Here is a 14,923-nt window from a genome sequence, read left to right on the forward strand (position 1 = left end):
GAACCAGAGCTTGTAGAAGAACCAGAACTTGATGCTGACTTGCTTGAAAACACTGACTTTACAGATAGTTCAGAAACGTTACTCGACCCAGAAGATGCACAGGAAGAGTACACTGACGATACCCTAAAAAGTGTTGATGAATTACTCAACGAGCTACAGCAGGCTACAGACGAAGACTATGTTGAAAACCCTGATTGGGCGTTAGATGATCTTGATGATGACATTGAAGAGGTAGAGGTTGATTTAGGTGACGATCCGCTTGATTCACAAGAAACACCAGCGAGTCCGCTTTTAGATACTCAACCTGAAAATGATGCTGTAAATGATACGCTTAGTGATGATATAGACTTTTCAGATGATAAGCCTGAGACGTTAGATGTAACAGAGCAACAGCAATATCTTCCTGATGAGTTATTGGGAGATGAGCTTGATGGTGATGCAACAGGCATGCAGCCAAGCCAAGCTGAACAAGACTTAGCAAACGCACTTTCAGGCAGTGAATTAGATAGCTTAGAAGACGACTTTGATGATGAGTTACTCATTGATAACGATTTTTCAGAGCCAGAGCTTGAGCCGAAGCATACCGATGGTATAGGTGCAGATGATAACCACGCTCAAGTGCCGTCATCACTAGATGAATTAACTGATGATGAAAGCGAGCTAGATTTATCTGAAAATACGGATGCAGACGAAGGGGTTTTCGATGATGATTTATTGCAAAGCGTTGATGAGTTAGACGACGAGCTCAATGCTTTATTAGATGAGCAAGTAACTCCAAGTGAAGAACTTGACGAGTACCCTGAGTTAGAGCTTGATAACGATGACGAAATTGATTTAGATGATCAGCAATCATATAGTCCGCAAGAGTTACAAGGTGATGAACTTGATGGACAAGCAAGCGGTATGGCGCCAAGCCAAGCTGAGCAAGACTTAGCAAATGCACTTGCTGGTAACACTGGTGTTGATGCGTTAGAAGCCGACCTAGATGACGAGCCGCTGATTGACGATGAGCTTGATGCGCCTTTACCGCAAGAGGAACCTCTAGGTGAAGCGCAAGCAACGGATAGTGCGCAGGAACAGCCTGATTTTGACGATGCAATTTTAGAACAAGCACTTTCAGAAGATGTTGAAGATGAAATAACAAATTCGCAATTAGAAGCCGAGCTAACACAGGCTGCTGATGATCAAACTAATGAAGACGTTATTCCCGACGAGCAGCTAGACGATGAATTTATGGCTGACTTAACGCAAACCGATTTTGATGCGTTGCTTAGTGAGTTAGGTGAACCGGATGAGTTAAATTTAGAAGATAGCAGCGAATTTGATGTCGACTTTGATAGCCTATTAAACGAAGACTTAGACACTGAAGTTGAAGCGAAAGCGGTGCAAGAAGAGCCTTCGCAAAGTGATCAGCAGGCTACAACCGATGACTTTGTTGATATTGACGCGCTACTTGAGCAAAGCGATGACTCAGTACTTGAGCACGAACCCTATGACGAGGTTAATATGGACGTAGGCTTAAGTGACTTTGATTCGTTACTTGCAGGCGATAACCCAACAGATGTTGACTTAGAAAGCGGTGGTTATTCTGCCAAGCTTGATTTGGCAAGAGCATACATTGAAATTGACGACTTTGACTCAGCCCTTAAAGTAATTGAAGATGTTATTGAAAGTGGCCCTGAAGATGTACAAGAAGAAGCGCAAAGTTTAAAAGCTAAACTTAACTAGAGCATTCATGATTATAAAAACCGCATTAGCTTTGTTAATGCGGTTTTTTTATAGGTACGAATAACTCTAACCTATAAAAGCACTTAATTAGTTTTAGACGTTTATTAAACCCAGGACGTTAAAAGCTCACTAACTTATCGCTGTGTTTTATTGGGGTAAAATAAATTACTTAATTTTGCGAATAACTATAAATAGACGAGGTTACTTTTATTGCACCGCGAGATAGCATAAAATGCCCCGTTCATTAGCACAGTAGGTAAAGCAGTAATTATGCGAGTAGCACTTGGAGTTGAATACAACGGCGCACGTTACAGTGGGTGGCAACGTCAGTCTCATGTAAATAGCGTACAACAAGAAGTAGAAAAAGCGTTGTCGAGCATTTGTAATCATCCGGTTGAAATAGTGTGTGCGGGCCGCACAGATGCAGGTGTGCATGGCACTGGTCAAGTTGTACACTTTGAAACCCATGCTCCCCGTGAGATGGTTGCATTTACTATGGGAATGAACACGTTACTCCCTAAAGATATATCGATTCGTTTTGCACAACCTGTTAGTGAAGACTTTCATGCACGCTTTAGCGCAACAGCGCGTCGTTATCGTTATGTTATTTATAATTACGCTTATAGAGGCGCAGTTATGAATGAAGGCGTTACGCACTTTCATCACCCACTTGATGAAACAAAAATGCAAGAGGCGTGTCAGTACTTAATTGGCGAGCACGACTTTACCTCTTTTAGAGCGCTGCATTGCCAAGCTAATACAGCAAACAGAACTATTCATCATTTATCGGTACAACGCCAGGGCGATTACGTTATTATTGATATTAAAGCGAACGCTTTTTTACACCATATGGTGCGTAATATTACCGGCTGTTTAATGGATATAGGCCTACACAAGCACCAACCTGTATGGTTAAAAGAGCTATTAGATTTAAAAGAACGTGCTAAAGCCAGTGCCACAGCAAAAGCCGCGGGTCTTTATTTAGTAGATGTAGATTACCCAGAACACTTTAATATTCCTAAAACCCCACTAGGGCCATTATTTTTACCTGACTCGGAATGTTAGTGTTGAATTTATAAGCGTTTATCTAACTACTAAGACCAGTTTTTTATACCGTGTTTGTGTAATTCATGTTTTAATTGAAAAAATCTGTCTGCTACTTATTAGCAGACTCGCGACACAGAACAGCATTAAGAGAGTTGCAAATGAGTTGGTTAGAAAAAATCTTACCTAAAACGACTAAGTCGTCAGGTCGTAAAGAAATTCCAGAAGGCGTTTGGGCTAAATGTACAGCTTGCGATTCAATTTTATATAAAGCTGAACTAGAAAAATCATTAAACGTATGTCCTAAATGCGACCATCACATGCGTGTGAGCGGCCGTAAACGTTTAGAGCACTTTTTAGATGAAGGTGACCGCACGGAGCTTGGCACTGAGCACGAGCCTAAAGATGTATTAAAGTTTAAAGACTCTAAAAAATACTCAGACCGCATTAGCGCAGCCCAAAAATCAAGTGGCGAAAAAGACGCGTTAGTAGCAATGAAGGGCCGCTTAAAAGGTGTTCCTGTTGCTGCGGTTGCTTTTGAATTCTCATTTATGGGTGGTTCAATGGCTTCGGTTGTAGGCGCACGTTTTGTTGATGCCGTAGACCAATGTTTAGAGCACAACATGCCACTGGTGTGTTTCTCTGCCTCAGGTGGTGCACGTATGCAAGAAGCACTTATGTCGCTTATGCAAATGGCTAAAACCAGCGCTGCGCTTGCTAAAATGAGCGAAAAAGGCCTGCCGTTTATATCAGTAATGACCGACCCAACCATGGGTGGCGTATCTGCATCATTAGCGATGTTAGGTGATATTAACGTAGCTGAGCCAAAAGCTTTAATTGGCTTTGCGGGTCCGCGCGTAATTGAGCAAACAGTACGTGAAACCTTGCCAGAAGGTTTTCAACGCAGTGAGTTCTTATTAGAGCACGGTGCAATTGATATGATTATTGACCGTCGTGAAATGCGCGACACATTAGCACGCGTACTTGCTAAATTTATGAACTTGCCTTCTACCGAACAAGAGCATAGAGTAGCGTAAATTTCAGCTTTACTGATTACACGCTATGACAAATACAATTCCTAGCCAATCATCAAGCCTTGATGATTGGCTTTGTTATTTAGAGAGTGTTCACCCTGCAAATATTGAAATGGGACTCGAACGCGTTGCTACTGTTGCAAATAACATTGGCTTATTAAACACTTCCAGCAAAATTATTCTTATTGGCGGCACAAACGGCAAAGGCACAACTGCACGCTGTTTAGAATCGCTATTACTTGCGCAAGGTTACAGCGTAGGTACGTATGCCTCTCCTCATTTAATTAGATACAACGAGCGTGTGCGCATAAATGGCCAAGAGCTTGATGATCAATACCATGTTGATGCCTTTAACACGCTAGAGCAAGGTCGCGCTAGCACGGCGCTTACGTATTTTGAATATGGCACCCTAGGCGCGCTGGCTATTTTTAAACGCTTTGAGGTTGATTATGTGCTGCTTGAGGTTGGTTTGGGCGGGCGCTTTGATGCCACCAATATTGTTACACCTTATGCAAGCGTGATCACCACCATAGATTTAGATCATAAAGAATACCTAGGCGATACACGAGAGTTAGTTGCTTATGATAAAGCAGGTATATTTCGTCAAAACACGCCAGCTATTATTGGTGATTTAAACATACCACATACAATGACCGATTACGGTGCTGAGATTAAAGCAGGCATGGTTATATCCGGTACTGATTTTATATTCAAAGAGCACGAAGCGCATTTTACATGGCAATATAAAAATTATAATTTGCTGTTAGATAAGCCAGCGATCCCAGCACAAAATGCAGCAACGGCCTTAACAACCTTAGCTGTGCTAAATCTATTGCCAAGTGATGAGGTAATTAAGCATTGTTTAGCTAACTTAGTTGTTGAGGGGCGCTTTGAGCAGTTAAGCACTGCACCTTTAGTGTTTACCGATGTAGCTCACAATCCCGAATCTGCTCGTTATTTAGCACTAAAGCTTGCAAGCTATAAAGATAAAGGCTTTAAAATTCATGCATTAGTCGCTATGCTTGCTGATAAAGATAAAGCGGGTGTACTTAAAGAGGTAAGCCATGTAATTGATCAATGGTCTCTTACTAGCTTGCACATACCTCGTGGCGATAATGTTGAAAATATGGCCGCGGCGTTGCAAACTATACCTCATACAGGCACGCATGAACGCTATAATAGTGTGCACGATGCGCTTAATGTAATTATGCCTGCACAGCAAAGTGATACGCTTTTAATTGTGTTTGGGTCATTTTTTACTGTTGCAGATGCTATAAACTACTTTAAAAAATAGAGAGAAAGTCGGTGAACTCAGGTTTTATAAATCGTTTAGTCGGAACCAGTATTGTGGTGATCGCAGCAATTGTGTTTATTCCTAATATACTCGATGGCGAAAAGGTCCACTACAAAGAGGGCTTTAAAGCTATCCCTGAACGCTCTGAGTTTAAAACTATTGACCTTCAAGAGTCTATAGATGAAAAAGTAGCGCAGGCTGAGCCTTTAAAACAAGAGCAAATTGAAGACATAGCTGCCGATGACGATGTGCTGACAAGCAAAGAAAGCCAATACGCAGCAGAGCCTGAAATAGTCGAAGCAAGCATAGAGCCTCAAACTGCGCCAGAGCCTGTAGCGAAAGCGCCAGAGCCGGTAAAAGCAAAACCTATTGCACCACGTAAAAGTGAAGAAAACCTCACTGATATGGCCTATGTAATTCAGCTAGGTAGTTTTTCCCATGCCGCCAATGTTAAGGCCTTACAAGCTAAGCTTAAAGCGAAAGGCTTTAAAACGTTTACAAAACCAATTAAAACGCCCAACGGCACATTGACTAAAGTGTTTGTTGGGCCCTCGCTTGATAAGGCGGAGCTGACCAAAAAGTTACCCGAGCTTAAAGCGCTTACTAAGTTAAACGGTAAAGTCACTCAATACAGCGTCTCTAATTGATTTTAAAAGGCCTTACTATAGTAAGGCTTTTTTTGTTTTTAAGGGCTTAAAATAGCCGTTAAAGTGATAAGTTTTTGTACGTGCTAGTTGCTGGTTATCTCCCGCTTTAACTTGCATATTAACGAGGTTTGGGTATAGAATGCGCCCCAAAATAGCGACTAATTGGTTAATATGATCTGGGTTGATTACGCCATTCTTGGCATCATTGCACTGTCTACCATCATCGGTTTAATACGCGGCTTTGTTAAAGAAGCTATGTCATTAGCAGTATGGGCTTGCGCATTTATCATCTCTAGTTTGTTTTACCAATATTTAGCTTCCTTCCTAACAAGTATTTCTGAACCCCTTTTAAGAAATGCGGCGGCCATTGCCATACTCTTCTTTGCGACGCTACTGTTAGGCGGTTTACTAAACTACATTTTAGGTGAGCTTGTACAACGTACTGGTTTATCTGGCACCGATCGTGTCTTCGGCATTGTTTTTGGTGCGTTACGAGGCGTGTTGGTCGTGAGCGCGTTACTCTTCTTTCTTGATGCTTTTACTGGTGCACCAAACACGCACTGGTGGGGCAATTCTATTTTGATTCCAGAATTTGGCTTTGTTGTTGAATGGTTCTTTTCGTACCTAGAAAACAACTCGAGCTTTTTAAATTCAGTAAACCGTTAATCGGCGAGGATAAATTACATGTGTGGTATCGTTGGGATAGTCGGAACATCTCCTGTTAATCAGGCGATTTATGATGGCTTAACTGTTTTGCAGCACCGAGGTCAAGATGCCGCGGGCATCATTACCATTGAAAACAATACGTTTAGCTTGCGCAAAGCAAATGGCCTAGTAAAGGATGTGTTTCACACCCGCCATATGAAACGACTACAAGGCACAATTGGTATTGGCCACGTACGTTACCCTACTGCTGGCTCGTCAAGTTCATCTGAAGCGCAGCCGTTTTATGTTAATTCACCATTTGGTATTGCGCTTGCGCACAATGGTAATTTAACCAATGCTGAAACTCTAAAGCAGCAACTGTTCTCAGAAGCGCGTCGTCACGTTAATACAACGTCTGACTCAGAAATACTACTTAATATCATGGCGCATGAGCTAAGTAAGTCTGACAAATTGCATTTAGACGCTGAAGACATCTTCACTGCAGTAACCGAAGTAAACAACAAAGTAACCGGTGGCTATGCCGCTATTGCGATGATTATTGGTCACGGTGTTTTAGCATTTCGTGACCCTAATGGTATCCGTCCTTTGGTATTTGGTAAGCGTGAAACCCCTAAAGGCACTGAGTACATGTTTGCCTCAGAAAGCGTAGCATTAAAGCCAGACGGCTTTGAATTTGTGCGTGACGTTGCACCAGGTGAAGCGATTTACGTAACTGAAGATGGCCAATTTCATTCACAAAGCTGTGCTGAAAAAGCCTCTTATGCGCCGTGTATTTTTGAGTTTGTTTATTTTGCTCGCCCAGATTCAACCATCGATCGTATGTCGGTTTACGCAACGCGTGTAAACATGGGTACTAAACTGGGTGAAAAAATTGCGCGTGAGTGGAGCGATAAAGACATTGATGTTGTTATCCCAATTCCTGAAACCTCATGCGATGTGGCGTTAGAAATTGCCCGCATGCTTGATTTACCTTACCGCCAAGGCTTTGTTAAAAACCGTTATATTGGTCGTACATTTATCATGCCTGGCCAAGAAATGCGTAAAAAGTCAGTGCGTCAAAAGCTAAATGCGATTGACCGTGAGTTTAAAGGTAAAAACGTTTTACTGGTTGATGATTCAATTGTACGCGGTACAACCTCGGCGCAAATTGTAGAAATGGCCCGTGAAGCCGGAGCAAAAAATGTGTATTTTGCCTCAGCAGCACCAGAAATTCGTTTTCCTAATGTGTATGGTATTGATATGCCATCTGCCGCAGAGCTTATTGCGCATGGCCGCGAAGTTGAAGACATTAACCAAAGCATCAGTGCTGACGGCTTAATTTTTCAATCGCTAAACGATTTAATTGCCGCTGTAAGCCAAGAAAACCCAGAAATTACTAAGTTTGAAACCTCTGTATTTGATGGGCAATACATTACCGGCGATATCGATCAAGATTACTTAAACCATATTGATCAATTGCGTAACGACTCGGCTAAAAGTAACCGCGAAAACGCCATGTCATCAGGCCTTGAAATACACAATCAAGATGCCAACGAAGCTGATTAATGTGTGATTAAACATAATCAGACATAAAAAAAGGAGCTAATTAGCTCCTTTTTTGCGAAGGAAAGAAAGGGAACACTTCATATCAAACAACGTGGTTGATTAGGTAAACATTGGACTCACAATGCCGTTAGTCCAAAGTATTGCGGTTACAGCTAAAATTATTACCAATAAAATTAGCCCGCAGGTGACAACAGAGCTGGCATAAATAAAGCCGCGCTCTTGTGGAATATGCATTAGTATTGGCACGCCTGTATAAAGCAAGTACACCGAGTAGGCTAGGGCAATCATACCTACGCAAACAACAAACCACAGCTCAGGTAAAAAAGCGGCTAAGGCCGACATAAACACGGGTGTAGCAGTATAAGCGGCAAGTTCAAGCGTTTGTGTAAAGGTAGGTTTAGCACCAAATGTAACGGCCATCCAATGGGCTAAATAGGCCAGTGCAAACACACCGGCTATTAACGCACCATACATAGCCACGGCAATTAGCAGTGCGCTTTCATGTGTTAAAAATACTGGGTTGCCCGCACCAATACTCCAGCCTAAATACACCGATGAGTAATACCCCATAATCGATGGAAATAATGCAATAAGTAAAATATGCGACAGGCTATAAGTCAGGCTTTCGTGGCGGTTATCTATTGTTTGCCATTCTTCGAGTGGATGAGCATAAATGCCCCACAGGTGGTTCAGTATCATAGCGGTACTCCATAAAAGGAACGTATTACTGTTGGTTATAATTTAGTTTTAGTTAGTTTGTTTTTTATACAGTATCTATATTTATGGTTTAGTTCATATACAAAGTCAAGTTAACTGCTTATTAACATTTTAAAGAGGTTGTTTTAGCTCGTTTTATTCTTCGTTATTTTTCGTGTTAAAATGGCTTTTTATTATTTGAAGTAACGAGCAGCCCTGTGCCACATAGCGAACTTTTAGCCCCTATTAATAATTTTTTATTGTGCGAAACCCCAAATGAATGGGTTATTGAGGCAGTAAAAAAAGAAAATTTATCGATTATTTTAATCGATCACTTAATTTGTGAGTTAAAAGCAGCACAAAGTGCAATGTTTTTAATTCGTAAGTACGCGGTAGATAAAGACAGCAGCGATGCATTACTTGAATGGCTAAAGCCCTTTGAAACACTTATTTATAAACGTGAAGGTAATTGGCGTGATTTAGCGGCTAAAAATAAACTTACAAAATCTATTATCCCAAAGTCTAACTCACCTTACGGGCAAGATTTAATAGATAAAATGGTGATGCTAATAAAAGAAGAATTACATCACTTTTATCAAGTGCTCGAAATAATGGACGAGTATGGGGTAGAGTACCGCAGTATTACACCGTGTCGTTACGCTAAAGGGATGCTACGTAACGTTAAAACGTTTGAGCCTAATGCATTAGTCGATAAACTAATTGTAGGTGCTTATATTGAGGCTCGCTCATGTGAGCGTTTTGCTGCACTTGCGCCGCATGTAGATAGACGCTTAGGCGATTTTTATATTTCATTGCTTCGCTCTGAGGCGCGTCATTATCAAGATTACTTAACACTGGCACAAGAAATTGCTGATTTTGATATTACTGAGCGAGTCGACTTTTTTGGTAAAATTGAGGCTGATTTGATCACTAGCCCTGATGAAGACTTTAAATTTCACAGTGGCGCACCTGCACTCGTTACTAACTAAAGTGGTGCTATTTAGCTCTTCAAGCACACCGGCTAGTTAGGTGTGCTACTTCTTTCTATAAAGTCTATGAGCTCAAGCGCCGTGCTTTGAGAAAAGCCATGTTTTACTAATAGCTCTTTTGCGGTGCCATTGTATAAAATAGTAGAAAAGCCTTGTTCAAGCGCGTCTCTTTTTTGTTTTGCATCAGGGTCAGACTTTGGAAACATAACATGCAGTTGATGATGCTCTAAATCGGGCGAAATATATTCAACTTGTGGCGCGCCGGGTTCATTAAGCTTTTCGGTGTTTTTTAACCAGTATTCACCTACTTCTTTAGTGCCTGCTACTAAGTCTATTCGTCCTTTTTGAAGCATATATAAACTGTTAATTAACCCGCGAGTGGAGGTTACGGCAAGGCCATTACTTTCAGAAAAAACTTCACTTACTGCGTAGCCAATGCCTTTACAAATACTGTATGGCTGTAAAGAGTCCATACTGCCGTCATAGTTTATTTGTCTGTCTTTGAGCTTAAATAGTCCAACGTATACGTTAGCAAGTGGGCGCGAATAATAAAAAAGATCAGTACGCGACTTTGTATAAAAAGCGCCTAAAATCGCATCTTTTTTATTTATTTTGGTAATCTCCAGCGCCCTGTTCCAGCTGGTAAACTCGATGTCGTTATTAATATTTTGATTAGCTAAGGCCGCTTTAGTTAAGGCAGTAACCCAGCCGTTATCAATTAAGCGCTCACCAATATAGGGTGGGGAGTTTTCGGCGACGAGCTGCCAATTTTCTGAGGCATACCCTTTGGAAAAAATGCAACAAAGCACCAAACAATAAATAGCTTTATACATATATCCTTATCCTATTACCAAAAAGTACTTAAATAATAGTCAGGATTTGAAATTATGCGAAGGGCGTATTAATGAGTTTTTGACCTTGTGGAGTAACCACTAAATATGAGCCTTGAGTATACCAATCACCAAGCACAGTGCGTGTTAGTGTTTGCTTACCTACAGTGTAAGTGTGTACGTTAGGGCGGTGGGTGTGGCCGTGTATCATGTTGCTTACATTATACTTGGCAAACATCGCTAGTACGGCGTCATCTACTACGTCTAAAATTTCTATGGGTTTGTCGGCTTGGCTTAATTTGCTTTTTTCTCTGGCATTGCGAGCAATTTTTTTTCTGTACCATAGTGGCATTGCTAACATTAATTTAGGCCACCACCAACCGCGACTTTTTTTACGAAACTTTTGATACTCAATATCTTGAGTACACATTTCATCACCGTGCAAAATAACAGTGGGAGTGCCATATAAATCTATAACCGTTTGCTCGTTTAGCAATACCATACCTGCGCGTTTAGCGTATTGCTCACGCATTATAAAATCGCGATTACCGTGTATAAAGTACACTGGTGTTCCGCCATCTTTAACTGCTTTTAAATGCTTTGCTACCTCACTAGCCAATTCTGTTACGTAGTCATCCCCAACCCATACTTCAAAAAAATCACCTAAAATATACAGTGCATCTACGGGCTTACCAATAATGTACGTATTTATAAAGCGATAAAAAGCCTCGCTAATATCTGGGCGGTTTTCACTTAGGTGTAAGTCTGCAATAAAGTAGGTTTGAGAAGTCATAGAGGCATCTAGTTAGGTTAAATAAAAAGCGGGCGCATACATAATGTACCATGCCCGCTTAATTACTCAGTATATGAGTAAACGTTTAGCTTACAGTAACGTTTTCGATGATTACATTTTCAAGCGGTACGTCTTGGTGAAAACCAGCGCTGCCTGTTGCTACACCTTTAATTTTATTTACTACGTCCATGCCTTCAACTACTTCAGCAAATACACAGTAACCCCAGCCTTGCGAAGTTTCGCTGCTGTGGTTTAAAAAGTCGTTGTCGTTAACGTTAATAAAAAATTGGGCTGTTGCTGAATGTGGATCAGGCGTACGCGCCATTGCTAATGTACCTACTTTATTAGATAAGCCATTATTTGCTTCGTTTTGAATTGGGTCGTTAACGTCTTTTTGTTCCATACCAGGTACAAACCCACCGCCTTGCACCATAAAGCCGTCAATTACGCGGTGAAAAATAGTGCCGTTGTAAAAACCTGAGTTTGCGTACTCTAAAAAGTTTTTAACTGTGTTTGGAGCTTCTTGCTCAAACATTTTAATGGTGATGTCACCAAAATTAGTGTGTAGAACAACCATGTGGTTTCCTATATCTGGTTTAATTAGTCGCGCTATTTTATCTTAGTTAACTAAGATAAACAAAGTGCTTGTTCAATATATCCAAAGCTGCCCAAGGTATATACTTGTGCGTTTTACAGGGGGTTAATATCGAGGCGGTATTTGGCCGTTGTGGTATTTTTTTTCAATATATAACCATGCACAGAACAAGAGCCTGTTAAGCAATAAACAGGGTGGTTTAAAACTGATTTTTACAGTGTTATTAATTTTAACAACAGAACCTCTATTACATACAATCAAGGCCTTGCCTAAATTGGTTTTAATTGCTGCTTAAACATGCGTATTGAAGAGGTTTGGGTATAAAAAGCGCTAGAGCGGGGGCTTTTCAAGTGTTAACATAGCCAACTCAGCAAACAGTCAAGGACTAAAAGTAAATGGTACAAATATACAACACACTCACGCGACAAAAAGAGCAGTTTAAACCTATGGTCGAAGGCAAAATCGACATGTACGTGTGTGGTATCACCATTTATGATTTTTGTCATATCGGTCATGCGCGTACATTTGTCGGGTTTGATGTTATTGTCCGCTACCTTCGCCACCTTGGTTACGACTTAAAATACGTACGTAATATTACCGACGTAGATGATAAAATAATTAAACGCGCAAACGAAAATGGCGAGTCAATTAATGACCTAACTTTGCGTATGACCCAAGCCATGCACGAAGACTTTGATAGCCTAAACATGTTGCGCCCAGATATTGAACCTACGGTTACAAACCATATGGATGAAATTATCGAAATGGTTGAGCGCTTAATTGCAAAAGGCCATGCGTACGTAGCAAACGACGGCGACGTGCTTTTTGATGTTTCTACGTTTGAGCAGTACGGCGCACTATCGCAGCAAGATTTAAGTATGCTCCAAGCAGGCTCTCGCGTAGAGGTTGCACAAGACAAAGACGATCCGCTTGATTTTGTATTGTGGAAAAAAGCAAAAGCAGGCGAACCTTCATGGTCATCTCCTTGGGGAGAAGGGCGTCCAGGTTGGCATATAGAATGTTCAGCAATGAGCTCAAAGCATTTAGGTGAGCATTTTGATATTCACGGTGGCGGCTCTGATTTACAGTTCCCGCATCACGAAAACGAAATTGCGCAATCATGCTGTGCAAACAATGGCAAGTATGTAAATACGTGGATCCACACAGGCATGGTACAAGTAAATAAAGAAAAAATGTCTAAATCATTAGACAACTTTTTTACTGTGCGTGAGGTATTAAAAACATATGACGCTGAATCAGTTCGTTACTTTTTAATATCAGGGCATTACCGTAGCCAGCTAAATTACTCGCAAGAGAATTTAGATCAAGCACGTTCATCGCTTGAACGTATTTACACAGCACTTCGCGGTGTTGAGCCAATTACGTGCGATATTGAAAACAATGAGTACGTGGCTAAATTTAGAAAAGCCATGAATGATGACTTTAATACACCAGAGGCGTTACCGGTTTTATTTGAACTGGCTAAAGAGCTAAACCGTGTTAAAGACACCGATACACAGCAAGCAGGGCAATTAGCATTTGTGCTACGCAGCATAGGCGAAGTGCTTGGTGTTGCCCAGCAAGCACCTGAATCGTTTTTGCAAGGCGGACAAGATGATGATGAAGTGGCCACTATCGAAGCGCTGATTGTAAAACGTAATGAAGCGCGCGCAAACAAAGATTGGGCCGCTGCTGATGAAGCACGTGATGCACTTAATGCACTCGGTGTTGTGCTTGAAGACTCAGCAGGTAAAACAACGTGGCGTAAAGCGTAAATGCGTTAAAGTAGCTTTTAAACTAAAAAGGGTTGCCAGTTGGCAACCCTTTTTTAATGCTAAGGCATTAAATTAACTGTGGTATTTTTCACATGCTTCAAGGGTGTTTTCAATTAAACTTGCAACAGTCATTGGGCCAACGCCACCCGGTACAGGAGTAATAAAATCAGCTTTTTGCTCTGCAACACTGTACTGCACATCGCCCACTAACTTGCCTGTATCTAAACGGTTAATACCTACATCAATCACAATTGCACCTTCTTTTACCCACTCACCAGGTATAAATTCAGGTTTACCTACGGCCACGACTAATAAGTCTGCGCGGCGCACATGGGTTTCTAAGTCTTGTGTAAATTTGTGACATACCGTTGTAGTACAACCGGCAAGTAATAACTCAAGCGACATAGGGCGACCAACAATATTAGAAGCACCAACAACTACCGCATGCATCCCTTTGTAACGCACGCCCGTTGAATCTAATAAGGTAATAATCCCTTTGGGTGTACATGGGCGCAGCGCCGGCATACGTTGCGCTAAGCGGCCAATATTGTAAGGGTGAAAACCGTCTACATCTTTATGTGGTGTAATACGTTCTAAAATCTTTTCTGCATCTAGGCCTTCAGGTAGCGGTAGTTGCACCAAAATACCATCTACTTCGCCATCATTATTTAGCTCATCAATTAATGCTAGTAGTTCTTCTTCGCTGGTTTGCGCAGGTAAATCAAATGACTTTGAAATAAATCCTACTTCTTCACACGCTTTACGCTTAGAGCCAACGTAAACTTGGCTTGCAGGGTCAAGCCCTACCAGTACTACTGCTAAACCGGGTGCACGTAAACCGTTTGCAACGCGTTCGCTTACGCGCTCAGCCACTGCACTACGTACTTGTTTTGCGATTGCCTTACCATCAATGATGTTTGCCGTCATGGGGGACCTTTAATTGGGGTTAAATAAACTTCGATACTTATATTTTAAAAGCATCTGCATATAAAGAGGGGTGTATGCAAAAAATTAATTTTATTAATGCTTTTTTAATATGCAGGCTATTTTCGCAGAAAAGGCCCGAAGCGCCAAGTTGCTTTTAGGTTATAAACCGGAGTTTTCAAAAAAAGCGTCTAAATTTCAGCTTAGTTTTGCAATATTTAACCATTATGAACTAAAAATGACCGATTGATTTATTTTATGCAAAAAACGTTTGACCTCTCCCAGGCAAATCACTATTATGCACCCCGTTGTCAACGAGGTCACTCGCAGGCAATCGTAAGCATCGGCGATTAGCGCAGTTTG

14 protein-coding genes are annotated in these 14,923 nt (G+C 41.2%); 9 read left to right on the plus strand and 5 right to left on the minus strand.

Annotated elements, in window-relative coordinates:
• From CWC04_RS18975 to purF, 7 genes are all read left to right on the plus strand, one after another.
• On the plus strand, positions 1 to 1,728 hold a 1,728-nt coding region (locus tag CWC04_RS18975), incomplete at its 5' end, for a FimV/HubP family polar landmark protein (protein ID WP_283235108.1).
• A gap of 270 nt (positions 1,729 to 1,998) precedes the next feature.
• The gene (truA, locus tag CWC04_RS18980; RefSeq protein WP_138686169.1) at positions 1,999 to 2,793 is read left to right on the plus strand and encodes a tRNA pseudouridine(38-40) synthase TruA; all 795 of its coding nucleotides are present in this window, start codon (positions 1,999 to 2,001) and stop codon (positions 2,791 to 2,793) included.
• Positions 2,794 to 2,933: 140 nt separating this feature from the next.
• Positions 2,934 to 3,809: an acetyl-CoA carboxylase, carboxyltransferase subunit beta gene (gene accD, locus CWC04_RS18985; RefSeq protein ID WP_138686170.1), complete on the plus strand. Its 876-nt coding sequence runs from the start codon at positions 2,934 to 2,936 to the stop codon at positions 3,807 to 3,809.
• A 25-nt stretch (positions 3,810 to 3,834) separates the two neighbouring features.
• On the plus strand, positions 3,835 to 5,100 hold the full coding sequence (gene folC, locus CWC04_RS18990; RefSeq protein WP_138686171.1) for a bifunctional tetrahydrofolate synthase/dihydrofolate synthase: 1,266 nt from the start codon (positions 3,835 to 3,837) through the stop codon (positions 5,098 to 5,100).
• 11 nt (positions 5,101 to 5,111) lie between these two features.
• A complete protein-coding gene (locus CWC04_RS18995) occupies positions 5,112 to 5,747 on the plus strand; it encodes an SPOR domain-containing protein (protein WP_126007716.1) in 636 nt (211 codons plus the stop codon).
• Between the two features lie 171 nt (positions 5,748 to 5,918).
• A complete protein-coding gene (locus tag CWC04_RS19000; protein ID WP_004586885.1) occupies positions 5,919 to 6,413 on the plus strand; it encodes a CvpA family protein in 495 nt (164 codons plus the stop codon).
• 18 nt (positions 6,414 to 6,431) lie between these two features.
• Positions 6,432 to 7,958: an amidophosphoribosyltransferase gene (purF, locus tag CWC04_RS19005; protein ID WP_004586886.1), complete on the plus strand. Its 1,527-nt coding sequence runs from the start codon at positions 6,432 to 6,434 to the stop codon at positions 7,956 to 7,958.
• A gap of 99 nt (positions 7,959 to 8,057) precedes the next feature.
• On the opposite strand, the gene CWC04_RS19010 is transcribed toward purF, so the two are convergent.
• The gene (locus CWC04_RS19010; RefSeq protein ID WP_004586887.1) at positions 8,058 to 8,657 is read right to left on the minus strand and encodes a Yip1 family protein; all 600 of its coding nucleotides are present in this window, start codon (positions 8,655 to 8,657) and stop codon (positions 8,058 to 8,060) included.
• 215 nt (positions 8,658 to 8,872) lie between these two features.
• On the opposite strand from CWC04_RS19010, the gene miaE reads away from it, so the two are divergent.
• A complete protein-coding gene (gene miaE / locus CWC04_RS19015) occupies positions 8,873 to 9,643 on the plus strand; it encodes a tRNA isopentenyl-2-thiomethyl-A-37 hydroxylase MiaE (protein ID WP_138686172.1) in 771 nt (256 codons plus the stop codon).
• Between the two features lie 32 nt (positions 9,644 to 9,675).
• Here the strand turns inward: miaE and CWC04_RS19020 are convergent, their stop codons facing one another.
• The 3 genes from CWC04_RS19020 to CWC04_RS19030 form a co-directional block, all read right to left on the minus strand.
• Positions 9,676 to 10,476 (minus strand): substrate-binding periplasmic protein, encoded by an 801-nt coding sequence (locus tag CWC04_RS19020; protein WP_138686173.1) that lies wholly within the window; start codon positions 10,474 to 10,476, stop codon positions 9,676 to 9,678.
• Positions 10,477 to 10,528: 52 nt separating this feature from the next.
• Entirely contained in the window at positions 10,529 to 11,266 is a 738-nt protein-coding gene (locus CWC04_RS19025) for a UDP-2,3-diacylglucosamine diphosphatase (protein WP_138686174.1), read from the minus strand.
• Between the two features lie 85 nt (positions 11,267 to 11,351).
• Positions 11,352 to 11,843, minus strand: coding sequence for a peptidylprolyl isomerase (locus tag CWC04_RS19030; RefSeq protein WP_024032242.1), 492 nt, complete (start codon positions 11,841 to 11,843; stop codon positions 11,352 to 11,354).
• A 413-nt stretch (positions 11,844 to 12,256) separates the two neighbouring features.
• Between CWC04_RS19030 and cysS the strand changes: the two genes are divergently transcribed.
• Positions 12,257 to 13,636 carry a cysteine--tRNA ligase gene (gene cysS, locus CWC04_RS19035; protein WP_096041402.1) on the plus strand — a complete coding sequence of 460 codons (1,380 nt, stop codon included), beginning with the start codon at positions 12,257 to 12,259 and terminating at the stop codon, positions 13,634 to 13,636.
• A 72-nt stretch (positions 13,637 to 13,708) separates the two neighbouring features.
• Here cysS and folD read toward each other — a convergent pair whose 3' ends face one another.
• Positions 13,709 to 14,563: a bifunctional methylenetetrahydrofolate dehydrogenase/methenyltetrahydrofolate cyclohydrolase FolD gene (gene folD, locus CWC04_RS19040; protein ID WP_029772557.1), complete on the minus strand. Its 855-nt coding sequence runs from the start codon at positions 14,561 to 14,563 to the stop codon at positions 13,709 to 13,711.
• Positions 14,564 to 14,923: the final 360 nt, after the last annotated feature.

Origin of the sequence: Pseudoalteromonas sp. S2893 (genome assembly GCF_005887105.1) — a bacterium.
Taxonomy (GTDB): domain Bacteria; phylum Pseudomonadota; class Gammaproteobacteria; order Enterobacterales; family Alteromonadaceae; genus Pseudoalteromonas; species Pseudoalteromonas atlantica.